Genomic DNA, 24,944 nt, shown 5'->3' with positions numbered 1-24,944 from the left:
CGAGGCATGTCACACTGCCGCCTATGCGACGCCTGTTCCCTCTTCCCGCCCAGCCCGCATCCTCCTCCGCCCCCGGTTCCGCGCCCGGCACGGACCGCGAGGGGAGCCCGCAGGACCGCGAGCGGAGCCCGGAGAGCCGTGAGTGGAGTCTGGAGGACCGTGAGTGGACTCCGGACGAGCTGGCCGACGCGTACGCCTACCCCGGGCCCGCCGCCCGGCCGGCGCACGGCGAGGGCCCGGCCGGGGCCCGCGAGAACGGCTGGCTGCGCGCGAACATGGTCTCCTCGCTGGACGGCGCCGCCCACCACGAAGGGCGCTCCCAGCCGCTGTCCGGCGCGGCCGACATGAAGATCTTCGGGGTGCTGCGCGGCCTCGCCGACGCGGTGGTCGTCGGTGCGGAAACGGTCCGCCAGGAGGGCTACCGCCCGGCCCGTGCCCGTGAGGCGTTCGCCGCCCGCCGGGCCGCGGCCGGCCAGGGCCCCGCGCCCGTCATCGCGGTCGTCAGCGCCAGCCTCGACCTGGACTTCGGGCTGCCGCTGTTCACCGAGCCCCTGGTGCCCACCGTCGTACTGACCGGTGCCGGGGCGTCCGAGGACCGGGTACGGGCGGCCCGCAAGGCCGGCGCCGAGGTGGTCTTCGCGGGCGAGGGCGCGGCGGTCGACCCCTCACGGGTCGTCGGAGCGCTGGCCGAGCGGGGGCTCACCCGGCTGCTCACGGAAGGCGGTCCCAGACTTTTGGGTCAGTTCGCCGCTTCCGGGGCACTCGATGAGCTGTGTCTGACACTTGCGCCACGGGTGGTGGCCGGCGACGCATCGCGGATCATGAACGCGATGCCGGCGACGGCTCCGCAGAATTTCACACTCGCATCGGTACTGGAGGAGGCCGGTTTCCTTTTCACGCGTTACCGCCGGTCCTGACCGCCGGGTCCGGCGACGGAGCCGGATCGTCGCCCCGGCCGCCGGTCCCGGCCGCCGGTCCCGACAATCCGCGGAGTTGTCCGTTCCGCTTAGCTTCCGCTGGGCACACTAAGGCCAGCAGGCCCCGTGTGGCGACGGGGCAGGACGGTTTCCGTCGGGTTCCGCTCCGGTGGAGCCCGCGAAGAAGAGAAGAAGGGCGCCCGTCGTGTTCACGAGCGTATTGATGATCGAGAAGCCTCTGACGCCCGCCGACGTGGAGTTCGTCACCACACTGCACGGTGACGACCAGGTCTCCTTCGTCGTCCTCATGCAGCCGCGCGGCGAGCAGGACATTCTGCTGCGGGCCATCGACGACATCGCGCTCGGCGAGTTCGACGAAGCCGTACGGGAAGGTGACGAGCCGGAAGGCGCGCAGGCCGAGCTGCCCGCCGAACGTGCCCTGTCCTACACCCTGGCCGCGCTGCGCGGAGCCGGCGCCGAGGCCGTCGGACAGGTCGTCGAGAACCACCCCTTGGACCTGTTGCGCAGCGTCGTCGACCAGACCGGGGCGGACGAGGTGATCGTGCTGACCGCCCCGCACTTCGTCGAGGAGTTCTTCCACCGGGACTGGGCCTCCCGCGCCCGCCACAAGGTCGGCGTGCCCGTACTGAAACTGTTCTCGCACGCGGCCGACGACCCGGCGCAGGACGTGGCCCGGAAGGTCACCGGCGACCCGCCGCGGGCCGGGCCGCCCGCGGCGGTGACGGCGACAGTGACGGAGCCGGCGATCCGGCCCATGGCCCGGACGCGCCCGCCGGCCCGCTGGGATCCACGGGCCCTACGGGTTCCGCGGGCTCTGCGGGTTCTGCGGGCTCTGCGGGTTCCACAGACCCCGCAGACCCCATGGGTTCTGCCGGTTCCTCGGATGCGTCCAGAGCTCAGGACCAGTAGGAGCTGTTCAAGGTTCGGATCTTGCTGCGGCTCGGTGCGGCGCCACCTCGGACGGGTGGTAGCGGGTAGTACTCGGCTGTGGAGCGGTGTGATGTGACGGATGCCGAGGGCGCTCTGATCGGGCCGCATCTGCCGGCAGCGGCCACCTGGCCGCTGCCGCGCCGGGTGCGGGACCGGTTCAACGGGGTGCTTCGGCGGTTCCGCACGGGCAGCAGCCGGCGTGACGTCCCGGAACGGTACGGGGCCTGGCCCACGGTCTGCTTCAGACCGCTCCCGCGATGCAACGGCTGGGCCGGGGCCGGGGTGCCCGCAAGGCTTGATGACCGCGCTGATCGCCGAGGCCGCCGCACGTGGACAGGTCCGCCTAAAACCGGTCGGAGCGGACTCCACGATCGTTCGGGCCCACCGCGAGTCGGCCGGGCCGGCGACAGCGGGAGAGACCCTGGACGCTCCGGAACACGCACCGACCGAGGAAACCGAGGAAACCGAGGAAACCGAGGAAACCGAGGGAGCAGAGGGAAACGAGGAAAAGGGGGTCTCCCTTGCCGGTGCAGCCACCAGCCCTGCGGGTGGTGAAGCGACGGCCTGTGCGGGCCCGGACCATACCGACGTGCCACCGGGACAGGACCGGACCGCAGCACGCCGACGACGGCAGGCCAGAGCGCAAGCCGCCCGGCCCGGCCGGCCCGAGGCGGGCTGAGCAGCACGCACGACGATTCACGCTGCGGTTGACACGCCGGGCTGCCGCTGTCGTTCGTGCTCACTCCCGGCCAGACTGCGGAACGCCCCCGGCTCCAGACCGTACCGGCCCGGTTCCACGTACCAGCCCAGCCCCTGCGGATATGCCGGACCCGGGATGCGCCAGGCCCCGCGATGCGCCGGACATTCCAGGTGCACCAGGCCCCCGATACGCCAGGCATCCCGGACGTACCGGGCTCCGGGCGCGCCGGACCTCCGGATGCGCCGGGCCCCACGGTCCGCCCGTCCCGCCCGTCCCACCCGTCCCGCTTCACAGGGCCGGCGTTTCCCGGGGGCCGCTCCGGGAGACCAGCCGCCCGTCCCGGACCTCGGCCATCTCGTCCACGGCGTCCAGATGCGCCGGATCGTGGGTGACCAGGACCGTGGCGGTGGCGCCGCGCCGGGTGAGGGTGACCAGCAGATCCAGGACCGCGGCGCCCCGCTCGTGGTCCAGCGCGCTCGTCGGCTCGTCGACCAGTAGTACGGCCGGCTCGTTCATCAGCGCCCGTGCGATGTTCACACGCTGCCGCTGGCCGCCCGAGAGCTGGTGCGGTCGGCGGTCCGCCTGGTCGGCCAGGCCCACCGCGGCCAGCAGTTCCAGGGCGCGCGGCCGGGCTCCGCGCGGTGAGCGGCCGTCCAGGTGCGCCATCGTCTGGAGCTGCTCGGCGGCCGTCAGGGACGGCAGCAGGTTGGGCTGCTGGAAGACCGTACCGATCCTCGTACGGCGCAGTGCGGTCAGCTCCCGCCGGCTCATTCCGCCGGTGTCCCGGCCGTCGATGATCACCCGGCCGCGGTCCGGGGTGATCAGGGCCGCGGCCACCGCTAGCAGGCTGGACTTGCCGGAGCCGGACGGTCCGACCACGGCGGTCAGTGTCCCGGCGGGCACCCGGAGACTGATGTCGTCCAGTGCGGTCAGACGGCCGGCGCCGTCGGGGTAGGTGAGGGTGACCCCGGCCAGCTCCAGGCCGGGGCGCGGGCCCGGACCGGGGGCCGGAACGAGGCGGCCGGGCCCGGAGCCGGGCGTCCTGTGAGCCTGCGGCGTCGCGGAGGGCGTCGGCGATTCCGAAGTCCTCGGCGATTTCGCAGTCTCCGGTGTTCTCGGAGTCTCCGGTGTCTCCAGGGTCTTCGGCGCTGCCGGAGTCCTCGACGTCTTGGACGTCTTGGACGTCTTGGACGTCTTGGACCTCTTGGGCGTCATTACGGTCTTCCAGGTCATCGGGCACTTCCCAGCGCGGTCAGCGGGTCCACGGACGTGATGCGGCGGATGGACAGCGCGGCGCCGGCCGCCCCCAGCGCGATCATGATCAGAGCCGGTATCAGAACGGTCGCCGGTTCCAGGACGAAGGGGACGGTGCCGCCCACCACCGCTCCCACCGAGGCCGCGATCGCGGTGCCCAGGCCCGTACCGGCCACGAGCAGCAGCACCGCCTGGCCGAGCGCGTCCCGCAGCAGGTACCGGGTCGAGGCGCCGAGCGCCTTGAGGACTGCCACGTCGCCGCCGCGCTGGATCGTCCAGACCGTGAAGAATGCACCGATGACCAGCGCGGATATCGCGAAGAGGAAGCCGCGCATCAATTGCAGCGAGCCGTTCTCGGCGGTGAAGGACCCGATGGCCTTCAGGGCGTCCTCGGTGGTGACGGTCCTGGTGCCCAGCTTCCGGTCGGCGGCGGCGAGCGCGGCGGTGCCCGAAGCGCCCGAGGAGGCGCCCGGCGCCGTACGCAACGCGATCACCGTGGCGGTGTCCGGACCTCCGCTGCCGGCCAGATGCTGCCAGTCCTGAAGGGAGGTCCAGATCACCGGCGTATGGCTGTACATCGCCGACCCCGATATCGCCGCGGCCCGCAGCCTCCGCCCGGCGAGGGTGAGGGTGTCGCCGGGCCGTACCCCCAGCTTGTCGGCGGCCTTCACGGACAGTACGGCGCTGCCGTCCGCGACCTTCGTCCCCGTCGGCGCGAGGCCCGAACCCGGCCGGACGCCGAACGCGGACAACGCGGCAGTCCTCGGCCCCGGCCCCGCCCCGTCCTTCGACCCCGCCCCGTCCTTCGGCTCCGTACCGGCCCCCGTCCCCCTACCGGCCTGTGATCCGGCGCCTGCCCTCGTCCCCGCCCCCGCCTCCGTTTCCGCCTTCGCGTCCCCCGCCGCCTCGGCCTTCACCGTGGTGATCCCCAGCGGCTCCGCGGCCTGGACGCCCGGCACCCGGGCCCACGCCCGCCAGGTCTTCTCCTGGACGCGCGAGTCGGTGAAGGAGACGTCGGCGCCCTGGGCGGGAGCGGCGAAGGCCAGATGGCCGACGGGCAGCCCGGTGAGCGCGGAGGTGTTCTCCCGGCCCAGCCCCGCCGTCAGCCCGGACAGCAGCCCGACCAGCACCGTGATCAGCACGATCACGGTCCCCATGAGGGCGAATCTGCCCTTGGCGAATCGCAGGTCTCTCCAGGCGACGAACACAGTCCTCGGCCATCCCTCGGTGCTGCGCCGGGCCCGGTGCCCGGCGACCGGACCCACCGTCGCGTGAAGCAGCGGGTCACCGCATCTGCCGATGGAGGGTGTCGTAGGTATCGAAAGGCGGTCCCTTCCCTACACCTTTCGATTGATGCCGCGACCGGGCCGGACGCCTAGCCTGGACAAGCCGTGACTCCACACACCCTGACCCCCGCCCTGCGGGTGCTGCGTGTCTGCCTGCACCTGATGGTTCTCGCCCTGCTGGCGCTCGTCGTCGTACGGGCCCTGGCGGGCCGGGCCGTCCCTGCCGGCCCTCTCGACCCCGCCGGTCCCCTCGGCTTCACCGGCCGTACGGGGGACAGGCGCCGGCCGCCGCCACCGTCGTCGTCGCCCTCCTCATGCTCGGCGTCTACGCCGTCGGCCCGGCGGTCTCCCGGGTACGGTCCTCCACGTCGGCCGCCGGGCTGTGGCTGACGGCGGTCATGGTGGTGTGGGCGGTCCTGCTCGCCCTGACGCCCGACGGTGTCTGGCTGGCCTTCCCGCTGTTCTTCGTCCAGTTGCACCTTCTCCCGCTGCGCCGGGCGCTGGCGGCCGTCACGGTCACCACGGCCGCCGCCGTCGCCGGGTTCGGTCTGCACGCCCGTACGGCAGGCGTCGGCATGGTCGTCGGGCCCGTACTGGGCGCCGCCGTCGCCGTCGCCGTCGTCCTCGGCTACCAGGCGCTCTACAGGGAGAGCGAGCAGCGCCGCCGTCTCATAGAGGAGCTGACCGCGGCCCGCAGCGAGTTGGCCACCGCCGAGCGTGCCGCCGGAGTGCTCGCCGAGCGCGAACGGCTCGCCCGGGAGATCCACGACACCCTCGCGCAGGGCCTCTCCAGCATCCAGCTCCTGCTCAGAGCCGCGGAGCGGGCCCTGCCGGACCGTTCGGAGGCGGCCCTGGGCCACGTCCGGCACGCCCGGCGGACCGCTGCGGACAACCTCGCCGAGGCCCGCCGGTTCGTACGGGCACTGAGCCCGCCCGACCTGGAGGCCGGGTCGCTGCCCGCCGCCCTGGAGCGGCTGTGCGCCACCACGGCCCGGTCCTCCGGACTGGCCGTGCACTGCCATGTCTCCGGCGCCCCCGCCGAACTGTCCACCCCGCACGAAGTCGCCCTGCTGCGCATCGCGCAGTCCGCGCTCGCCAACACCGTGCGGCACGCCCGGGCCGGCCGCGCCGAGCTGACCTTGAGCTACATGGACACCGAGGTCGCCTTGGACGTCGTGGACGACGGCGCGGGATTCGATCCGTCCCGGACGCCGGCGCCGGGCGAGGGGCCCGCGGGCTCCGGCTTCGGGCTGGCCGCGATGCGGGCCCGGGCCCGCGCGCTGCACGGCACCTTCGTCGTGGAGTCCGCGCCCGGCGAGGGCACCGCCGTCGCCGTCACCCTGCCGTACCCGGCGCACACCGGCCCGCTCACTACGGACGCGTCCCCCAGTCCTCCACCTCCCGCAGTACCCTCGCCCGAACCCCCTTCCCCTCCTGACCAGGCCATCGCATGACCGACTCCCGACCAGGCCATCGGATGACCGACCCCACCGGAACACCTGAAAAGCGCCCCGTGACTCCCACACCTGAAACGCGTTCCACGTCTCCCACACCCGGAACACATCCCGCGCCCCTGGGCCCGGCCCCCGCCGTCCGCCTCCTCCTCGCCGACGACCACCCCGTCGTACGGGCCGGGCTGCGCGCCGTACTGGAGACCGAGCCGGGCTTCGAGGTGGTCGCCGACGTGCCCACCGCCGAGGAGGCCGTCGCCCTCGCCGCCCGGCCGGACGTCGCCGTCGACGTCGTCCTGATGGACCTCCAGTTCGGGGGCCGGATGCTCGGCTCGCAGGCCACCGCCGCCATCACCGCCCGCGAAGGCGCGCCGCGGGTCCTGGTGCTGACCACGTACGACACCGACGCCGACATCCTCGCCGCCATCGAGGCCGGCGCCACCGGTTACCTCCTCAAGGACGCCCCGCCCGAGGAACTGGCCGCGGCCGTACGGACCGCCGCCGCCGGGAAGTCCGCGCTCGCGCCGACCATCGCCCTGCGCCTGATGGACCGGGTACGCGCCCCCGCCACCGCCCTGTCCCGCCGGGAGACCGAGGTCCTGCAACTCGTCGCCGACGGCCTGTCCAACGCGCTGATCAGCAAGCGGCTCTTCCTCAGCCAGGCCACCGTCAAGTCCCACCTCGTCCACATTTACGCCAAGCTGGGCGTCGACTCCCGTACGTCCGCCGTCGCCGCGGCCACCGCCCGCGGCCTGATCCGCCGCTGACCGCCACCGCGACCGCCACTGCCACCGGCCGGCCCCGGGCCGCCCCCCATGCCCCCATCCCTCCCCGTCACCCGATCCACCGCGGTCACCACTGTCAGTGGCGGGTGCGAGAATCGTCCGCGACGTCCCAGCCACGGCACGGACGTCCCGACCACGGAAGGGACGTCTCCCGCCTCCGGTGAGGACGTTCCAGCCACGGTACGACCGCACGCGACGATCAGGAGACCCCGCATGGCACCCGCCATCCCAGCCTCGATGGACCGACCGCACTTCATCGGCATCGGCGGAGCCGGCATGTCGGGCATCGCGAAGATCCTCACGCAGCGCGGCGCCCGGGTCGCGGGCAGCGACGCCAAGGACTCGCCGACCGCCCGGGCCCTGCGCGCCCTCGGCGCCACGGTCCACATCGGCCACGACGCCGCCCACCTCGCCCACGACGCCACCGGCGTCGTGGTCTCCTCCGCCATCCGCGCGGACAACCCGGAGCTGGTGGCCGCCCAGGAGCGCGGCGTGCCCGTCGTGCACCGCTCCGACGCTCTGGCGTCCCTCATGGAGGGCCTGCGCCCGCTCGCCGTCGCGGGCACCCACGGCAAGACCACCACCACCTCCATGCTGGCCGTCTCCCTCGGCTCGCTCGGCCTGGCACCGTCGTACGCCATCGGAGGCGACCTGGACGCCCCCGGCTCCAACGCCGAGCACGGCACCGGCGAGATCTTCGTGGCCGAGGCCGACGAGAGCGACCGCAGCTTCCACAAATACGCCCCCGAGGTCGCCATCGTCCTCAACGTGGAGCTGGACCACCACGCCAACTACGCCTCGATGGAGGAGATCTACGACTCCTTCGAGACCTTCGTCGCGCGCATCAGGCCCGGCGGCACGCTCGTGATCGCCGCCGACCAGGCAGGCGCCCGCGAGCTGACCACCCGCGTGGCCGGCCGCCACGACATCGAGGTCGTCACCTACGGCGAGTCCCCGGACGCCGACATCCGTGTGCTCAAGGTCGACCCGCACGGCCTGACCAGCGAGGTCACCGTCGCCCTCCGCAACGGCGAGAACCTCACCTTCACCGTCTCGGTGCCCGGCCGGCACTACGCCCACAACGCCGTCGCGGCACTCGCCGCCGGTATCGCCATGGGCCTGCCCCCGCACGACCTGGCCTCCGCGCTCGGCACGTACACCGGCGTCAAGCGCCGCCTCCAGCTCAAGGGCGAGGCGGCCGGCGTCCAGGTCATCGACTCCTACGCCCACCACCCCACCGAGATGACCGCCGACCTGGAGGCCATCCGCGGCGCCGCCCAGGGCTCGCGCGTGCTGGTCGTCTTCCAGCCGCACCTCTACTCCCGTACGCAGGAACTGGGCACCGAAATGGGCCAGGCCCTGGCGCTCGCCGACGGCTGCGTGGTCCTGGACATCTACCCGGCCCGCGAGGACCCCATCCCGGGCGTCACCAGCGAGCTGATCATCGACGCGGCGCGGAACGCGGGCGCCGAGGTGGCCGCCGAGCACGACACGGCGGCGATCCCGGAGGTCATCGCCGGAATGGCCAAGCCCGGGGACCTTGTTCTCACCATGGGCGCAGGCGACGTGACCGACCTCGGTCCCGCCGTCCTGGACCGCCTGGCCCGCCTGGAGAGCTGACGAGAGAGGCGCACATGTCGTACGAGATCGACAAGCCGGACGAGCAGTGGCGCGCGGAGCTGACCCCGCAGGAGTACCACGTCCTGCGCCAGGCCGGCACCGAACCGGCCTTCGTGGGTGAATACACCGACACCAAGACCGCCGGCGTCTACTCCTGCCGCGCCTGCGGAGCCGAACTCTTCCGCTCCGACACCAAGTTCGAGAGCCACTGCGGCTGGCCGTCCTTCTACGACCCGAAGGACTCCGACGCCGTGGAACTGCTGGAGGACCGCTCACACGGCATGGTCCGCACCGAGGTCCGCTGCGCCCGCTGCGGCTCCCACCTTGGGCATGTGTTTGAGGGCGAGGGGTATCCGACGCCTACGGATCAGCGATACTGCATCAACTCGATCTCGTTGCGGTTGACGCCGAACGAGGAGTGAGGTGCGAGCGGTGAGCTCGGGTATCTACCTGGCAGCCTGATTGGCCACGGACGGAACAGTTCCCGGAGTATAGCCCGACTAGTCTGCTTACATGGCCCTGACCTGGGGTTATCTCTGGGGCAGGGCCGTTTTTCGTTGGGTGGGGGTTCCCGCTTCTACCTGCGGGTTCCCGGGAGTTCCCGCGTGATTGTGCAACGGTTGTGCAAGGGGGGATCGGCTGGTGGGGCGTGACTCGGCTCGTCAGGCGGGGTACCGCGCGAGTGCAGCGCAGCGTGGGGAACCACCGTGGTCACCCCGGGCACGAGATGATCGACCGTGCGGTTATCCGCTCTCGGTCGAGCGGCACGTGATGCCCACCATCATGATGGACCTTTGGCCCGTCGCACTCCCGGTTGCCGGGACTCGCTCGTCGAGCTGACGCTTCTTCGCAGGGCAGCAGTGGTCACCCCGTGTGCCCTCGCCTGTCCTCGGCGACCGGTGCCAGGAACGGGCTCGGAACGCCGTGGCAGGAGACGAGGAGGTCCTCCCGGGCGCGGGTGCAGGCCACGAAGAGGAGACTCAGCTCGGTGTTGATGTCTTCTTGGTGCTGTTGCGGATCGATGTCGACAGGGGTGATGGCGGCACGCATCGGCAGGATGCCCTCGCTCGCGCCGAGGACGACGACGCAGCGGAACTCCAGGCCTTTCATGCGGTGCATGGTCGCGATGCGCACGCCTGGCCCGGGCGCGGAGTTCCCCAGGATGCGGGTGGCGTGACCGGCGCGTTCCAGCGCGTTCGCGGCGTCCCGGCCCAGCTGGATGAAGCGCGCCGCCACGGCTATGTCCTCGGGGGCCACACCTGCCGCCGTCCACTCCGTGACCCGGGCGACGGCGGCGGAGAGTTCGTCGGTTTTGGACGAGTGACGCACATAGGCAGGCCGGCGGCCGTGCAGGGTGGAACGGTAACCGGTCAGCGAGGAATTGCTGTCGGCCGAGTCGACCGGCGTCCCCGTGAGCAGGGCGGACGACCAGGCCAGGATCTCGTGTGTGGTGCGGTAGTTGATGCGCAGCCGGTGGGAACGCCCTGTGACGGCGATGCCCAGTGAGCGCAGGGACACCTTGTTGCCGTAGATGCGCTGGTGGCTGTCGCCCGCGATGAACAGGTCCTCGCGACCTTCTGGCACGAGCGCGCGCAGGAAGCGCCACTGGGCCGGATGGAGGTCCTGGGCTTCGTCGACGATCACATGTCGGAACCGTGGCTCGTCCTGCTCGGCCAGGAGGCTCGCCGCTTCCGCGCAGATCTGCAGGAAGGTGCGTTCACCGGACTGCCGCAGCTGCTGCTCGAACGCCTCGATGGCGCGCCACGCCTGGAGCCGTCGGACGGGCGGCAATGCCGTGCCGCGTCCGGGGCGAGGGGCCTTGAGATAGGCCTCGGGGCTGCGCAGGTCCTGGGCCAGGATGACGTGGCGCCACTCTTGGTCCAGGAACACGTCGGCGAATTCCAGTCCCAGCTTGCGTGCGATACGGGCCCAGCGCGCCGTGATCTCCTTCTGATCGGTGACCAGCTTGACGGGGCCGCCACCTTGCCTGTTCCGCACGATGTCGTAGGCCAGCGCGTCGACATTGATTACGGTGATCTTCGTCCGCAGACGCTCGTCCGGGATCAGTAGGCCCAGGCAGCGCTCCAGTTCGGCCGCGAGGGCCCGGGTGTACGTCGTCAGAAGGATGCTGCCGTCCGGTGCGTCGGCGGGCAGCCTGCGGGCCAGGTGCAGGGCACGGTGCAGGGCCACCACGGTCTTGCCGGTGCCCGGGCCGCCGGTGACCTGGGCGGAGCCCCGGTACGACTCCTGATAGGCGATCCGGTACTGGCTGGGATGCAGGAAAACACGCCAGGCATCGAAGGGCCGGTCCAGGATCTCGCGCAGCTCGTCCGTTCCCGAGACCAGGGCGATCCGGCCACGGGCATGGGCCATGGCCGTGGCCAGCGGGTCGGTCGCTGCGGCGGTCGTGTCACGAGCGGCGGCGGCCGCGTACACCTGGACCACCTCGCGGTCCACTTCCTCCGGGGACATTCCGGTCGCCAGCCCGAGCAGGACGTCGTACTGCTGCTCGGGAAGGACGCGGTGCAGGGCCTCCAGGTGGGCCTCGTCGGGGATGAGCCGGACGATGGGGATGATCTCCGCGTCGATGCCGAGGCTGCGCAGCACCTTGTCCGGGTGCGTCGCCTCCGGGAACAGTCGCGTGGTGTCGTCCTGCCGGATCACGGCGCGCAGTTCGGAGGACGCCCGCTCCAGCCCCACGTCGTTGCGGATCTCGATGCCCTGGCTGGCGGCGTTGACCGAGGCGCGATGGTGCTCCGCCCAGTTGTTGGCCTTGTCGTGGGGCAGCACCTTCAGAAGCAGGTAGCCGTCACCCTCTTCGGACTTGAGGACGACACCGCGCCAGAAGTCGGTGATACGGATGGTACGCAGGCGTGGGTCGCGCTGACACGTCAGTTTCTCCAGGTGAAGGCCCGCGTGTGTGGCAGCGGCGAACTTCTCGAAGACCTCGAAGACACGCTTTTGCACGTGCTTCTCCAGCGCCGCGAATTCCATCAGAAAGTCGCGGTGTATACCGAGCTTCGCCATGGCCCCCGGATCCTCACCTCGTCTGTCCGATAATGACGGTCACTGTACTGACCATCTGGCCGGGGAGCGGAAGAGTGCGCCGGATCGGCAAGGGCGACGCCCTGCGGGACCGCTACGAGCTCGAGGTGCCGCTGGGGCATGGCGCCATGGGGCAGGTCTGGCGTGGGCGGGATCGCCACCTGGGACGTCGGGTGGCGGTGAAGCTCGCGGTGCTCAGCCCGGGGACGGGCGACATGGCGCGGGCTCGAAAGCGCTTCGAACGTGAGGCCAAGGCGGCGGCCGCGCTGGACAGCGCCAACGTCGCCACGGTGCACGACGCCGGTGTGGACTTCGGCGACGACGGGGAGATCCACTGGCTGGTGATGCAGCTCGTCGAGGGGGCCACGCTTGGTGAGCTGCTCGGCGAGCGGATCGTGTTCGACCTGGCCTCGGCCGCCGCGGTGGCGGCGCAGATGTGTGCGGGCCTGGCGCCCGCTCACGCCGCGGGACTCGTCCACCGTGACCTGAAGCCGGAGAACGTGATGGTCCGGCGCGACGGTGTGGTCAAGGTACTGGACTTCGGCCTGGTCAAGCTCATGTCGGAGGCGGGGCCCCGGTTGACCGCCACGGGCGAGACGATCGGCAACCTGATGTATGCATCTCCCGAACTGCTGGAGGGTGCAGTCGAGCTGGATGCCCGCAGTGACCTGTACAGCGTCGGATGTCTGCTGCACGGCATGCTGGCCGGAGCGCCGCCGTTCGCCTCGAAGGTTCCGATGGAGGTGTTTGGCGGGCATCTGACGCAGGAGCCGCCGTCGTTGGCGAGCGCGGGCGTCACGGTGCCCGACGCGCTGCAGGAACTGGTGTCGGCGTTGCTCGCCAAGAGGCGGCAGGATCGGCCGGGTTCGGCTGCCGAGGTCTACCAGGCACTCGGACCATGGCTGCCGAAGCCGGGGAATGCGGAGGGAGGCGAGCGCTGTGGCTCGGAGGATCCGCGGCGGCCGTTCCTCCTGCCTCAGGCGCCGTTCCCTCTGTGAGTGCGCGTCTTCGGTGAGAAACGGGCATTTTATGCGGGCTCGGAGCGGATGCCTCGGCCTGCGGTGTCTCCGGCCTGCGGTGATTCCCGCGGAGCTGTGACACGCTGTGTGCGCCCGGGTGACAATGCGTGGGGCGACAAGTATGAGGCGGCGACCAGTGAGGGACGGAGCGGCGGTGGGGGAGACGATCGGCGGGCGCTACCGCCTCGTGGACAAGCTCGGCCAGGGCGGCATGGGCGAGGTATGGCGCGCCCGTGACCTGCGGCTGCAGCGGGATGTCGCCGTGAAGCGGCTGCTGGCCGACGGGCCGTTCCACGGGGAGAAGGCGAAGGAGCGCTTCGCCCGGGAGGCCAGACTCACCGCTCGTATCGAGCATCCGGCCGTGCCCACCGTCCATGACTGGGGGAGGGACGGCCAGGGGGACGCGGAGATCCTCTACCTGGTGATGGAGCTCGTACGGGGACACACGCTCGGAGAGCTGCTGCGCAAGAGCGGCCGCTTCGCCTGCGCGGACGTCGCTTCCGTCGCCGACCAGGTCGCCGACGCGCTGAGTCACGCGCACCGCCTCGGCATCGTCCACAGGGACTTGAAGCCGTCGAACGTGATGCTCACCCTGGACGGCAGGACCAAGGTGATGGACTTCGGGATCGCGGCGGCGATCGAGCCTGAAGAGGGCGAGCCGGTGCTCACCGGCACGGGCGATCTGCCTGGCACCGCGGGGTTCATCGCTCCCGAGCGGGCCACGGGCGGGGCGGCGATGCCCAGCGGTGACCTGTACGCGCTGGGCTGCCTGCTGTACGAACTGCTCACCGGAGAACCACCTTTGACCGCCCCCACCCCATGGGCGCTGATGTACCGGCATGTGCAGGATACGCCGCCTCCGGTGGCGACGCACCGCCAGGAAATCCCGGCGGGTCTGGCCGCCCTGGTGGACGGCCTGCTGGCGAAGTCGCCGGAGGAACGCCCCACTGCGGCCCGCGTCCGCGCCGTCGTACGGCGCCACCTCGCACCGTCGCCGGCGGGAGAACAGTCCGGCTCGCGGCCCACCGCCGGCCCTGCGCTTCCCCAGCGGGACGAGCAGCCGCCCGGTAAGGGGGCGCCGCCGCGCAGAGGGTACGCGGAGCCCGGCGCTTCGGCACCCGTGGCCGACCGGCTGCGCCGGTGCCGGGAGCTGTTCGCCGAGGAGCGGTTCTCGGAGGCGTACGACGGATACCACCGCCTGGGAGCACAACTGCGGCGCAGCCGCCCGCAGACCGACCGGGACGTCCTGGTATGCCGCGCGGGGGTGGCCGCGTGCCTGGCGGAACTAGGCAGCACCCCCGAGGCGCTGGCGGACCTGGAGCGGTTGCTCCCGGTCCAGGAACGGATCCTCGGTGTAAACAGCGTCGAGGCCTTCGATACGCGGTTCCGGGTTGCGGAACTGCGGGCGCGCATGGGGCGTACGGGTGAGGCGCGCGATCTTCTGACCGATCTGCGCGACCGTCAGGCGGAGGTGCTGCCGGACAGCCACGAGTGGCACAGGCGGGTTGCCGCGTTACTGCACCGGCTGGACCGGGTGCTGGGCGCGGGCTGAACTCAGACGGGAAACGTCACCAAGAGGGTGACAGTGAACTCAGTTCACAGGTAACCTCGTATGTGCTGTGTACAAGCAGGGGCTGCCAGGAGGCCCGAAATGCGTAATTGCGTAATGTGGCAGCGTCGAATCGGGTGTCGCCGGGCCGGGGGGTCGGCCGTCGGCACCCTTCATCCGAGACCGGGGACGAGGCGAATCGGTGATGGTGCGCACCAGCGAGCGTGCGGAGGTGGGCGGAGCGGCATCGGCGCAGCGCCTTCCGTCGGAGGGGGACCTCGTGGAGGTGCGCGGCCAGAGCTGGGTCGTGGCCAGGGTCGAGTCGTCTTCCAGGCGTGAAGACGATGAACCGTCGTCCCCCCGTCGTGAAGACGCCGATCCCCCGTCCTCCCGTAGTGAAGACGACGAGATCGGGCCCGCGGAGGGCACCGAGACGGCGCGCACCGCCACCCTGATCCACCTGGAGTCCGTCGCCGACGGGCGCTTCGGCGACACCCTGTCCGTGATCTGGGAAGTGGAGCCGGGCCGCCGCGTACTGGACCGCGGCTCGCTGCCCGACGCCTCCACCGGCCGCTTCGACGCCCCCTCCCGGCTCGCCGCGTTCCTCGACGCGGTCCGCTGGTCGGCCGTCGCTTCCGCCGACGTACGCACCCTGCAGGCGCCGTTCCGCTCCGGTGTCGCCGTCGAGCCGTACCAGCTGGAGCCGGTGGCCCGGGCCGTACGCGCACCCCGCGTCAACCTCCTGCTCGCCGACGACGTAGGCCTCGGCAAGACCATCGAGGCGGGGCTAGTGGTCCAGGAGCTGCTGCTGCGCGGTCGCGCCCAGCGCATCATGATCGTCTGTCCGGCCGGTCTGACCCTGAAATGGCGCGACGAGATGGCGGAGAAGTTCGGCCTGGACTTCACCATCGTCGACGCCGAGGCCTGCGGGCGCCTGCGCCGCACCCACGGCACCGCCGCCAACCCCTTCCGGGTCCACCCGCTGACGATCGTCTCCCTGCCCTGGCTGCGTGGCCCGAAGGCACAACGCCTCCTCGACGAGGTGCTGCCGACGGGCGACGACTCCCAGCCGGAAGCCGGTGCTCGCCGTGCCTTCGACCTTCTCGTCCTCGACGAGGCGCACCACGTCGCCCCCGCCGCCCCCAAGCAGGTCTACGCGGTCGACTCCCAGCAGACCAAGCTGATCCGGCGGCTCGTCCCGCACTTCGAGCACCGCCTGTTCCTGTCAGCCACCCCGCACAACGGCTACTCCGAGTCGTACACGGCCCTGCTGGAGCTCATCGACAACCAGCGGTTCGCGCGCGGCATGGAACCCGACGAACAGGCCCGCAAGGAGACGGTTGTCCGGCGTCTGAAGTCGTCGGTCACCGACCGGCACGGCAACCCTCGCTTCCGCTCCCGCAAGACCCGCGAGGTCCCCGTCGACTACACGCCCGAGGAGCGCGAGGTCCATGCTCTGCTCACCGCCTTCGCCGAGCTGCGCAAGCGCCGCATGGTACCCAAGGCGCGCGGCGGGCGGCGCGCCGCCGACCTGGTGACCCTGCTGCTGAAGAAGCGCCTGTTCTCCTCCCCGGCCGCCTTCCTCCACACCGTGGGGATCTACCTCTCGCACCTGGAGGACACCGAGGGCCGTCCCCGCTCCGCCGCCCTCAAAGTACCCGACTGGATGGAGGAGTTCCCCGAGTTCGTCGCTGAACTCGACGACGACGAACTCGCCGACGCCGAGGACGACGCGCTCACCCGCTCCACCAGCCTCACCCCGCACGAGGACGGCGAGGAGCTGAGACTCCTGCGCGCCATGCGCGACTGGGCGCTCACCCACGAGGCGGCGGCGGACTCCAAGGCCGAGCGGCTGATCAGCGACCTGAAGGCGATCTGCCTCGCCGACGGCAAGTGGCTCAACGAGCGCGTCGTCATCTTCACCGAGTACCGCGACACCCAGCGCTGGCTGACCGACCTGCTCCGCCAGGAAGGCCTTACCGACGGCGGCCGCGTCGCCCAGCTGCACGGCGGCATGAGCGCCGAGGAGCGCGAGGACATCCGCCTCGCTTTCCAGGCCCACCCCGCCACGGACGAGGGCCGCATCCGCATCCTGATCGCCACCGACGCCGCCGGCGAGGGCATCGACCTACAGAAGCACTGCCACCGGCTGGTCAACTACGACATTCCGTTCAACCCCAACAAGCTGGAGCAGCGCATCGGCCGCGTCGACCGCTGGGGCCAGCGGCACGACGTGGAGATCAGCCACTTCATCGGCGCGGGCTGGCAGCACGCCGAGGCCGGGTCGTACGAGGCGGACCTGGAGTTCCTCTCCCGCGTCGCCAAGAAGATCGCCGTCACCGCGCAGGACCTCGGCGAGGTCAACGCCGTCCTCGCCGACGCGGTCCAGCGCCGCATGAGCGGTGACACCAACCCCGTGGACATCGAGAACGCCAAGGCCAAGCGCATTCCCGGCCGCCGCACCGGCGGCACCGTCGCCGCCGAGCAGAACGTCACCGCGCAGGCCAAACGTCTCGCCGAGCAGTACGACACCACCGTCGACGTCCTCGGTCTGACCCCGGCCAACGTCAAGCGGGTCGTAGACACCGCCCTCGGCCTCAGCCACCAACTCCCCCTCTCCCCGTACTACAGCGAGGACTTCGAGGAGCCGCTGTGGGAGGTCCCGCCGCTCGCCGGCACCTGGGAACGCGCCACCCGCGGCCTGGCGCACAAGCTTCGCCCGGGCGAGCGCCGCCCGGTCACCTTCGACCCGGCGATCGCCGCCCAGGGCCGTGACGACGTCGTCCTCGCCCACCTCAAGCACCCGCTCGTAGCCCTGTCCACCCGGCTGCTGACGGCCGCCGTGTGGAACGCCGACACCGTGGGCCTGCACCGCGTCACCGCCGTCGTCAGCGACGACCCCCGCCTGGAGACCACCCTCGTCTCCGCCTACGCCCGCTACGTCCTGGTCGGCGCGGACGGCACCCGGCTGCACGAGGAGGTCCTGTGGGCGGGCGGCTGGTTCGGCGACACCGGCCGCTTCCGCCGCTGGGACAACGTCAACGACCAGGGACAGGTCCTGGCCGCCGCCCTGGACGCGGGTGCCGACGCCTCCCACCTGGGCGCCCAGCTCACGGAGGCATGGCGACCGCGACTGGAGAAGCCGCTGTACGACTCCCTCGCCGCCCGCGCCCGCGAGCGCGGCGACTCGCTCCGCGACCGGCTCATCGAGCGCCAGGCCGAGGACGAGCGCCGCATCACCGCCACCCTGGACCGTTTCGAGGCTCAGTGCCGCGCCAAGCTCAAGGAAGAGGGCGACGACGACGCGCAGATGACCCTGTTCGGCGCCCACGAGATAACGACCGCCGAGCAGCGCCAGTACCAGCAGGACCGCGAGCGCTGGCAGCAGCGCCTGGACAACCTGCCCGCCGAACGCGACAGCGAACTGGCCCGCATCGCCGACCGCTACCGCGACCCCCGGCCCCACCTCTTCCCCGCCGCCGTCGTCTTCGTGATCCCCGCAAAGGAAGCCCGCCGATGAGCCGCCGCCCCGCCGTCTCCAAGGGCCTCGCCGCCGCCCGCGCCAAGGCGCTCGACGGCCGAGGCCAGCACCAGCGGTGGCTGGACCTCACCGAGGTCTCCGGCCCCTTCCTGACCATGCCGGTTCTGCTGGAGGCCTGGCCGCAGCTCGACGCCCTCGAAAAGGACGAGCGGGCCCGGCTGCGCGCCCGTCACGCCGACTGGCAGGCCGACACCACCGCCGGCCGCGACGAGTGGATTGCCTACGTCCTGCGCACCCTGCTCGGCTGGGGCGACGCGCTCACCCTGCGCCAGGGCGAGGACGAGGACCTGGCACTGGACCGCCTCGCCCTGCCCGTGCCCGAGCACGACACCCGCGTACGTCCCGACTTCGCCCTCGCGGAGCCCGGCGCACCGCTGGCCACCGAGCCGGACGCCGAGTCCGCCGCCAAGCGCGTACGCCTGCTCGGCCTGATCCTGCCCACCGGCACACCCCCCACGGCCCGCACCACGCGCGACGACTGGGCCGCCACCCCCGCCGACCGCCTCGCCCGCCTCTGCCGCTACCACGGCGTCCCCCTCGGCCTGGCCACCGACGGCCGCTGGTGGTGCCTGGTGTGGGCACCGGCCGGCGGCGTCACCACGACCGCCGTCTTCGACGCGATCGGCTGGGGAGAGGCGGCGGAGCGGGACGTCGTACGAGCCTTCCGGTCGCTGCTCTCCCGCACCCGCTTCTTCTCCTACGACGAGCCTGAGACGCTCCTCGGCCTGCTGAAGAAGAGCCTCGCCGCGGGCGACGACGTCACCGACGCGCTCGGCGTCCAGGTCCGGCAGGCGGTGGAGCTGCTGGTGGACGCCATCGGCCGCGCCGACGCCAGGGCGATGGAACACGGGGCGCCGGGGCTGCGGGCCGAGAAGGTCTCCGCGGGCGAGGTGTACCGGGCGGCGGTCGCCGTGATGATGCGGGTCGTCTTCCTGCTGTTCGCGGAGGAACGCGGCCTGCTGCCCGCCGACAACCCGGTGTACGCGCAGTCATACTCCGCCCGCTTCCTGCGCGACGAGCTGAAGAAGCGCGCGGACGCCGAGGGCGAGGACGCGCTGGACCACACGACGTCGGCATGGCACCGGCTGATCGCGCTGTTCCACGCGGTGCACGGCGGGGTCGACCACCCTGAGTTGCGGCTGCCCGCCTACGACGGTTCGCTCTTCGACCCGCGCAAGTACCCGTGGCTGGAGGACCGCTCCCCGCTGCTGCCCATCGACGACCGCACGGTGCTGCACATGCTGCAGTCGGTGCAGGAGGTCCACGTCGGTACCGGCCGACAGCGCGAGGTGCGGACCCTGTCCTTCCGCGCGCTGGACGTCGAGCAGATCGGCTATGTCTACGAGGGTCTGCTCTCGTACGGCGGTGAGCGCGCCGTCGAGCCGATGGTCGGCCTCATCGGTCCCGGGGGCAGCGAGCACGAGGTACCGCTGCGGGAGTTGGAGACGCTGGCGGCGCAGACGAAGGACGTGAAGGGGCTCGCGAAGAAAATCCACACGAAGTGGAAGGAGCCCAAGCCTCCGGCTTCTGAGTCGGCGCTGGCGAAGGCGTTGGCCCCGTTCAAGGACGCGGCGGAGGAGGAAGAGGCGCGTCGGCTGCTCCAGGCTGTCTCGCGGGACGCCGGACTGACGGCTCGTCTGATGCCGTTCTTCCGGATCATTCGGATGGATCTGCGGGGTCTGCCGGTCGTCATTCAGGCCGGGGCTCTCTTCGTCACCGAGTCCGTGCTTCGTAAGAACACCGGTACGCACTACACACCGCGGTTCCTGGCCGAGGAAGTCGTACGGCATGCGCTGGAGCCGCTGATGTACGAGGTGGGGCCGCTGCAGACGGCTGATGAGAAGCAGTGGAAGCCGAAGTCCGCTGAGCAGATCCTTGAGTTGAAGGTCGCCGACATCGCGATGGGGTCGGCGGCGTTCCTGGTGGCGGCGTGCCGTTACCTCGGGGATCGGTTGATCGAGGCGTGGGCTCGGGAGGGGGATGAGCGTGCCGTCGCGTATCGGGAGAGGCGGGCCGTTGATGCTGTGACGGCTTCGGATGCCGAGTCGGATCCGGTGGTGATAGAGGCTCGGCGAGATGTCATCGAGCACTGTCTGTACGGGGCGGATGTCAACCCGATGGCTGTGGAGATGGCCAAGCTGTCGTTGTGGCTGGTGTCCATGGATCCGAGTCGGCCGTTCACGTTTTTGGACGACCGGTTGGTGGCGGGGGACTCGCTGCTGGGTGTTTCCAGCATGGAGCAGATCCAGGGGCTTCACCTACGGCCTCAGCGGCAGACCGACGAGTGGACGGGCAAGGCCCGTGCCATGGTCGAGGAGCTGACCCGCGAGCGGCTTGCGATCACGGCGATCAAGGGCGTGGATCTGGAGGCGCTGCGGAAGAAGCGTGAGCGGCTGGCCCTGGTCAACGAGCACGCGAAGCGGTTGCGTTTGGTCGGCGACCTGCTGGCGGGGGCGGCGTTGGGGACGTGCGCGTCGGGGCGGGTGCCTTGGTACGAGCCGGAGGGCGGGGAGCGGATGCGGGACCTGTTCCCGTACGCGGCCCAGCTGGCGGCGGCTGTCGTGGCGGAGGGCGTCGGGGACGACGCGGATGTGGTGCGGGTTGCTCGGGAAACGGCTCGGGAGTGGCTGGCGGCGGAGTTGCCGGATGACGGGCTGGAGCGGGTGCCGTTGCATTGGCCCTTGGTGTTTCCGGAGGTGTTTACGGGGAGGGGTGGGTTTGATGCGATTGTGGGGAATCCGCCGTTTCTGGGTGGGCAGAAGCTGACGGGAGCTTTGGGGGAGGCGTATCGGGAGTACCTGGTCGATTTCCTTGCGAGGGGTAAGCGGGGGAGTGCTGACCTTGTGGCGTACTTTGAGCTTCGGGTACATGGGTTGCTCAATGGTGGTGGCCAGACGGGGCTGATTGCTACGAACACGCTGGCGCAGGGGGACACTCGCGAGGTCGGGCTTGATCAGTTGGAGCGGGACGGAGTGGCGATCAGACGGGCTATCAAGAGCGCGGAGTGGCCTTCTCGATCGGCGAATTTGGAGTACTGCGCGGTGTGGACTTCACGGGCGCGCCTCGGGGAAGGGACTGAGTGCGTGGTCGATGATGAGGTGGTACACAACGGAATCTCCACTTCGCTCTACCCGGGGACTCGGATTACCTCTTGGGTGATGCCGCTGGCACAGAACGCGAGTACGTCTTTCATCGGTTCCTATGTGCTCGGTATGGGGTTCACTTTGCCGGAGAATGAGGCGAAGGATTGGATCGCTCAGGACGAACGGTATGCGGAGGTGCTGTTTCCCTACCTGAACGGTCAGGACATCAATCAGAACGTCGGGCACGGCACTAACCGGTGGATCATCAACTTCCACAACTGGCCTGAGAGCAAGGCTGCTACATACACCAAGGCGTACGAGAAGGTCATTCGAGATGTGAAGCCGGAGCGAGCGCAAAACAATGATAGGTCGCGGCGTGAGATCTGGTGGCGGTTTACTCGGCCTGCCCCGGAGCTCCAGGAAGCCATCAGTTCGCTTGAACGCTGCATCGCCATCACGCTGGTCAGCAAGGTTGTGATGCCGGTCATGGTGCCGACAGGGCAGGTGTTCAGCCACATGCTGGGTGTCTTCGCGTCTGATGACGCCGCCCTTCTTGCTGTCCTCAGCAGTTCCCTGCACTACTGGTGGACAATCGACCGTTGCTCGACATTGGAAACACGGATCCGGTACACCCCCAGCGACGTCTTCGAAACCCTCGTCCGCCCCCCACTTACCGACCGCCTCCGCACCGCCGGAACTAGCCTTGACACCTACCGCCGAGACCTGATGCTCCGCCGCAACATCGGCCTCACTGACACCTACAACCTTATCCACGACGAAACCTGCCAGGACGCCGACATCATCGAACTCCGCCGTATCCACGAGGAGATCGACAAGGCCACCATCGAGGCCTACGGCTGGCTGGACCTGCTGGACGAGACCGGGGCGACCAAGCCGGCGGACCCCACGCACGAGCGCGTCCCGCTGGACCACGGCTTCCACGACACCGACCAGGGCCCCCGTTACACCATCGGCCTGCTCGCCCGCACCGAGATCATCGACCGCCTACGCCAGCTCAACCACCAGGCCTACGCCGACGAGGTCTTCCTCGGCCTGCACAAGAAGCCCGCGAAGCACCCGGACATGCCCCCGCCCTCTCAGGAGGCCCGCCGCAAGAAGGCACAGGGCAAGGAGGTCCAGGCGGTCGACTTCAACGACGGCTCGCTCTTCCAGCCCGAGGGCACGATCTTCTGACCCAACGCGTGGGCCACCCGCGCACTCCTGTTCCCGCGAGGCAGAGGCAGCAGTGACACAACTCCTGTTCTCCGACCACCGTCTCGTCCAGACGGCGGTGGTCGGAAGCGCCCACTCCGACCACCCGGTGATCCTCCCCATGGACGCCGCGGAACTGGACGCCTGGCGCAGACGCCACCCCGACTACACCTACTGGTGCGGATACGAACTGGGCGGCTGCGGCGGCAAGTTGACGGACCGCCTCTACCACGACAAGGTCTGCCACTTTGCCCACGTGGCCGGCGGCCCCACCTGCGGGCGCGCCGCCACCGGCGAGTCCAGCGCGGACCACCTGTTCATCAAGCGAGGCCTGCGCAACCTCCTCGGCCAGCACGGGCAGCGAGGCACCGTGGAGACCCGCGACCTCGGCTCAGGACCGGGCGGTGCCGTCGACCTTCATCTGCCCGCCGCCAACCGCAGGCTCCGCTTTCAGCTCTCCCAACTCGACTATCGGGGCTGGCGTACGGCGAACCAGGCCCTCGGCGACGACGTGGACGAGGTCGACTGGCTCTTCGGCACGGACGGCCCCCTCACCAAGGAAATCCTCGCCCGCCACGGCTACAGCCTCCGCTTCCGCCTGGAGACCGCCGGCGGTGAGCGCCGAGTCCACGTCGGAGCGCAGACCCTGGCCGAACCGACCGTGCGGTGGAGCTCCCTGGAGGACTGCCGCATCACGCCCACCGGCTTGCTGACCCCGGCCACCGAGGCGATACGCATATCCCCGCCGCGACCGAAGCCGCTCGCCTTCCCCGTCAGCGGCACGCTCCACTTCGCGTTCGATCCCAAGGCCCCCGTCCCCAGCGATTCACCGTTCGCCACCGAGGGACGCCGCCTCGTCGTGGCCGACGTGAAACCCATGGACAGCCCCATCGTCCGTACGGTGCTCTCCCTCCCCGACGACACCGCGCTTCCGCCCGCCCGGTACGTCTACGGCACCGACAGCCACGACCACCCCCGCCTTCTGGTCCACGAGGGTGGCGGCTGGGCGGTCCAACTGGACCGCTTCTACCGCCTCAACGCGCACGACGCCGCCCGCACCGGGCTGTCCGTGACCGTACCCGAGCTCCGGTCGGCCGAGCCCGCCGCCGGGAGCCGTAAGCCGGGGAAGCTGGTCCATTCGGTGCCGAAAGTGCGGGCTGTGGCGGACCCGCGAGAGACGCGCAGGAGCAGGAAGGAACGGCTGGCCAAGCCGGAGCAGGCCAAGGCGGTGGCGGCTCCGCCAAAGTCGCCGCCCGAGCCCCCTCCCTTGACCCGTCCGGAGGCGGTATGGCGTACCCGAGTCCTGCTGACCGAGGCCGCCGCGAAGAGGGGAACCGCCGCCTGGTCGGAGATCGGTGTCACGGCGGGGCCGGTTCTGGAGGGTCTGCCGCAGTCCGAGATCACGGACTTCCTGGTGGAACTCGAAACCCCGCTCACCGCGACCAAGCCCGTCCTGTCGGCGCTGTTGACGGAGCACGACTCGCCCTTCCTGTCCTGCCTCCCCGCCGTCCTCGCCAAGCTTGGAGTGGAGCACGCAACCGGCGTATCGCTGCATGATCCCCAGCTGACGGAGTGGGTCACCGTCGAACGGCAGCGCGCCTACGCCGTATTCGCCGAGCCGAAGGCACTGATCCCACCCCGCGCCGAACTGTGCGCGCCACAAGCACCAGCGGTGTCCCCGACGGCCGAGGAACTCGCTGCCTTGCGGCAAGAGATTGCCGAATTCGTCGAGCAGCTTGAGGAATTGAAGCCCAGCTTGTACACGGGCTCGGCCATCAGCAAGCGGGTCGGTGACGCGATGCGCAGGGCGCGCGGTTGGCTCCAGTTCCACGATCTCTCGGAGAGTGAGAAGGAGGCGCTCTCCAACAACCAGCGCAGCCGGGCATCGGCGAATCCGAAACATCTCAGGCGCACGTTGGAGGAGGTGTGGGTGGAGGCGGCCAAGCAGGCCGCGGTCAGGACTGAACCGGGCGAGGAACTTCGACAGCTGCTCATCACGGTGGCGAGGCGGGCGGCCACCATCACCAGATCGGAACTCGAAGGACTTCGCAGCGTGCAAGACGGTGTGCAGGAGTGGGTGCTGGTGGAGGTCGACAGGAAGGCCTCCGAAGACGCGCCCTTCTTGTCCGCCCTGGTCACCGACAGCCGGGGTTTCCCACTGGCCAGTTTCAGGGACGCCCTGCGGGCCGCGGGGTACAGGGTGCCCGCAAACAAACACGCTCTACGGAGTGCCTGGCGCCGGGAGCAGGACCGGGCGCACGCGGCCTACGCGGACCCACCCCGCCCCCTGCCAGCACGCCTTGTGCAGAGGAAGACGGCGCCTCAGCCCTCGGCCTGACCGGCGTACGAGGTGAAGACGGTCCACGATGCCGAGGAGAACCTGAGCCGCGGGCCGTGCGCGTCCTTGGAGTCGCGTACGAGGACGCGGGTGGTGTCGACGGCGACTTCTATGCAGTCGCCGCCGTCCGGTCCGCTGTACGTGCTCTTGAACCAGCGGAGTTGAGTGTCTTGAGCGGGTGAGTGAACCACGG

14 protein-coding genes and 2 pseudogenes are annotated in these 24,944 nt (G+C 70.5%); 12 read left to right on the top strand and 4 right to left on the bottom strand.

What is annotated here, in order from left to right:
• Positions 1-23 precede the first annotated feature (23 nt).
• The 3 genes and pseudogenes from KGS77_RS07340 (at position 24) to KGS77_RS07330 (ending at position 2,547) form a co-directional block, all read left to right on the top strand.
• Complete coding sequence (locus tag KGS77_RS07340) at positions 24-917, top strand: pyrimidine reductase family protein (RefSeq protein WP_242579611.1); 894 nt, start codon at positions 24-26, stop codon at positions 915-917.
• A gap of 223 nt (positions 918-1,140) precedes the next feature.
• A pseudogene (locus KGS77_RS07335) lies at positions 1,141-1,584 on the top strand (indole-3-glycerol phosphate synthase); the annotation flags it as partial.
• A gap of 582 nt (positions 1,585-2,166) precedes the next feature.
• On the top strand, positions 2,167-2,547 hold the full coding sequence (locus tag KGS77_RS07330; protein ID WP_242579609.1) for a hypothetical protein: 381 nt from the start codon (positions 2,167-2,169) through the stop codon (positions 2,545-2,547).
• 309 nt (positions 2,548-2,856) lie between these two features.
• Here the strand turns inward: KGS77_RS07330 and KGS77_RS07325 are convergent, their stop codons facing one another.
• On the bottom strand, positions 2,857-3,549 hold the full coding sequence (locus tag KGS77_RS07325; RefSeq protein ID WP_242587337.1) for an ABC transporter ATP-binding protein: 693 nt from the start codon (positions 3,547-3,549) through the stop codon (positions 2,857-2,859).
• A 248-nt stretch (positions 3,550-3,797) separates the two neighbouring features.
• On the bottom strand, positions 3,798-5,030 hold the full coding sequence (locus KGS77_RS07320) for an ABC transporter permease (protein ID WP_242579608.1): 1,233 nt from the start codon (positions 5,028-5,030) through the stop codon (positions 3,798-3,800).
• Between the two features lie 374 nt (positions 5,031-5,404).
• Between KGS77_RS07320 and KGS77_RS07315 the strand changes: the two are divergent.
• From KGS77_RS07315 to msrB, 4 genes and pseudogenes are all read left to right on the top strand, one after another.
• A pseudogene (locus tag KGS77_RS07315) lies at positions 5,405-6,562 on the top strand (sensor histidine kinase); the annotation flags it as partial.
• 119 nt (positions 6,563-6,681) lie between these two features.
• Positions 6,682-7,326 carry a response regulator transcription factor gene (locus KGS77_RS07310; RefSeq protein WP_242587336.1) on the top strand — a complete coding sequence of 215 codons (645 nt, stop codon included), beginning with the start codon at positions 6,682-6,684 and terminating at the stop codon, positions 7,324-7,326.
• Between the two features lie 231 nt (positions 7,327-7,557).
• On the top strand, positions 7,558-8,964 hold the full coding sequence (murC, locus tag KGS77_RS07305; RefSeq protein WP_242579607.1) for a UDP-N-acetylmuramate--L-alanine ligase: 1,407 nt from the start codon (positions 7,558-7,560) through the stop codon (positions 8,962-8,964).
• 14 nt (positions 8,965-8,978) lie between these two features.
• Positions 8,979-9,386 (top strand): peptide-methionine (R)-S-oxide reductase MsrB, encoded by a 408-nt coding sequence (gene msrB / locus KGS77_RS07300; protein WP_242579606.1) that lies wholly within the window; start codon positions 8,979-8,981, stop codon positions 9,384-9,386.
• A gap of 442 nt (positions 9,387-9,828) precedes the next feature.
• Here msrB and KGS77_RS07295 read toward each other — a convergent pair whose 3' ends face one another.
• A complete protein-coding gene (locus tag KGS77_RS07295) occupies positions 9,829-11,991 on the bottom strand; it encodes a UvrD-helicase domain-containing protein (protein ID WP_242579604.1) in 2,163 nt (720 codons plus the stop codon).
• A 74-nt stretch (positions 11,992-12,065) separates the two neighbouring features.
• Here KGS77_RS07295 and KGS77_RS07290 point away from each other — a divergent pair, with 74 nt between their 5' ends.
• The 5 genes from KGS77_RS07290 to KGS77_RS07270 all read left to right on the top strand — a co-directional run bounded on the left by KGS77_RS07290 (position 12,066) and on the right by KGS77_RS07270 (position 24,751).
• Positions 12,066-13,007 (top strand): serine/threonine-protein kinase, encoded by a 942-nt coding sequence (locus KGS77_RS07290; RefSeq protein WP_242579602.1) that lies wholly within the window; start codon positions 12,066-12,068, stop codon positions 13,005-13,007.
• Positions 13,008-13,182: 175 nt separating this feature from the next.
• Positions 13,183-14,580 (top strand): serine/threonine-protein kinase, encoded by a 1,398-nt coding sequence (locus KGS77_RS07285; protein WP_242579600.1) that lies wholly within the window; start codon positions 13,183-13,185, stop codon positions 14,578-14,580.
• 202 nt (positions 14,581-14,782) lie between these two features.
• A complete protein-coding gene (gene drmD, locus KGS77_RS07280; protein WP_242579598.1) occupies positions 14,783-18,097 on the top strand; it encodes a DISARM system SNF2-like helicase DrmD in 3,315 nt (1,104 codons plus the stop codon).
• The gene (locus KGS77_RS07275) at positions 18,094-22,395 is read left to right on the top strand and encodes a type IIL restriction-modification enzyme MmeI (protein WP_242579594.1); all 4,302 of its coding nucleotides are present in this window, start codon (positions 18,094-18,096) and stop codon (positions 22,393-22,395) included. Before drmD ends, KGS77_RS07275 begins: the two co-directional genes overlap by 4 nt.
• A 52-nt stretch (positions 22,396-22,447) precedes the next feature.
• Positions 22,448-24,751 carry a hypothetical protein gene (locus KGS77_RS07270; RefSeq protein ID WP_242579591.1) on the top strand — a complete coding sequence of 768 codons (2,304 nt, stop codon included), beginning with the start codon at positions 22,448-22,450 and terminating at the stop codon, positions 24,749-24,751.
• Here the strand turns inward: KGS77_RS07270 and KGS77_RS07265 are convergent.
• Positions 24,736-24,942 (bottom strand): DUF397 domain-containing protein, encoded by a 207-nt coding sequence (locus tag KGS77_RS07265; protein WP_242579589.1) that lies wholly within the window; start codon positions 24,940-24,942, stop codon positions 24,736-24,738. The two genes, KGS77_RS07270 and KGS77_RS07265, sit on opposite strands and share 16 nt — an antisense overlap.
• Positions 24,943-24,944: the final 2 nt, after the last annotated feature.

It is taken from the genome of Streptomyces sp. MST-110588 (genome assembly GCF_022695595.1).
In the GTDB taxonomy this organism is placed as follows: Bacteria; Actinomycetota; Actinomycetes; order Streptomycetales; family Streptomycetaceae; genus Streptomyces.
The sequence above is the reverse complement of the archived record's forward strand: the minus strand, read 5'-3'. Positions and strand labels throughout refer to the sequence as shown.

What these genes read in the sequence shown, in the direction of transcription:
- KGS77_RS07340 (WP_242579611.1), top strand. Translation starts at nt 24, where the DNA reads ATGCGACGCCTGTTCCCTCTTCCCGCCCAGCCCGCATCCTCCTCCGCC.
- KGS77_RS07330 (WP_242579609.1), top strand. Translation starts at nt 2,167, where the DNA reads ATGACCGCGCTGATCGCCGAGGCCGCCGCACGTGGACAGGTCCGCCTA.
- murC (WP_242579607.1), top strand. Translation starts at nt 7,558, where the DNA reads ATGGCACCCGCCATCCCAGCCTCGATGGACCGACCGCACTTCATCGGC.
- msrB (WP_242579606.1), top strand. Translation starts at nt 8,979, where the DNA reads ATGTCGTACGAGATCGACAAGCCGGACGAGCAGTGGCGCGCGGAGCTG.
- KGS77_RS07295 (WP_242579604.1), bottom strand. Translation starts at nt 11,991, where the DNA reads ATGGCGAAGCTCGGTATACACCGCGACTTTCTGATGGAATTCGCGGCG.
- drmD (WP_242579598.1), top strand. Translation starts at nt 14,783, where the DNA reads ATGGTGCGCACCAGCGAGCGTGCGGAGGTGGGCGGAGCGGCATCGGCG.
- KGS77_RS07275 (WP_242579594.1), top strand. Translation starts at nt 18,094, where the DNA reads ATGAGCCGCCGCCCCGCCGTCTCCAAGGGCCTCGCCGCCGCCCGCGCC.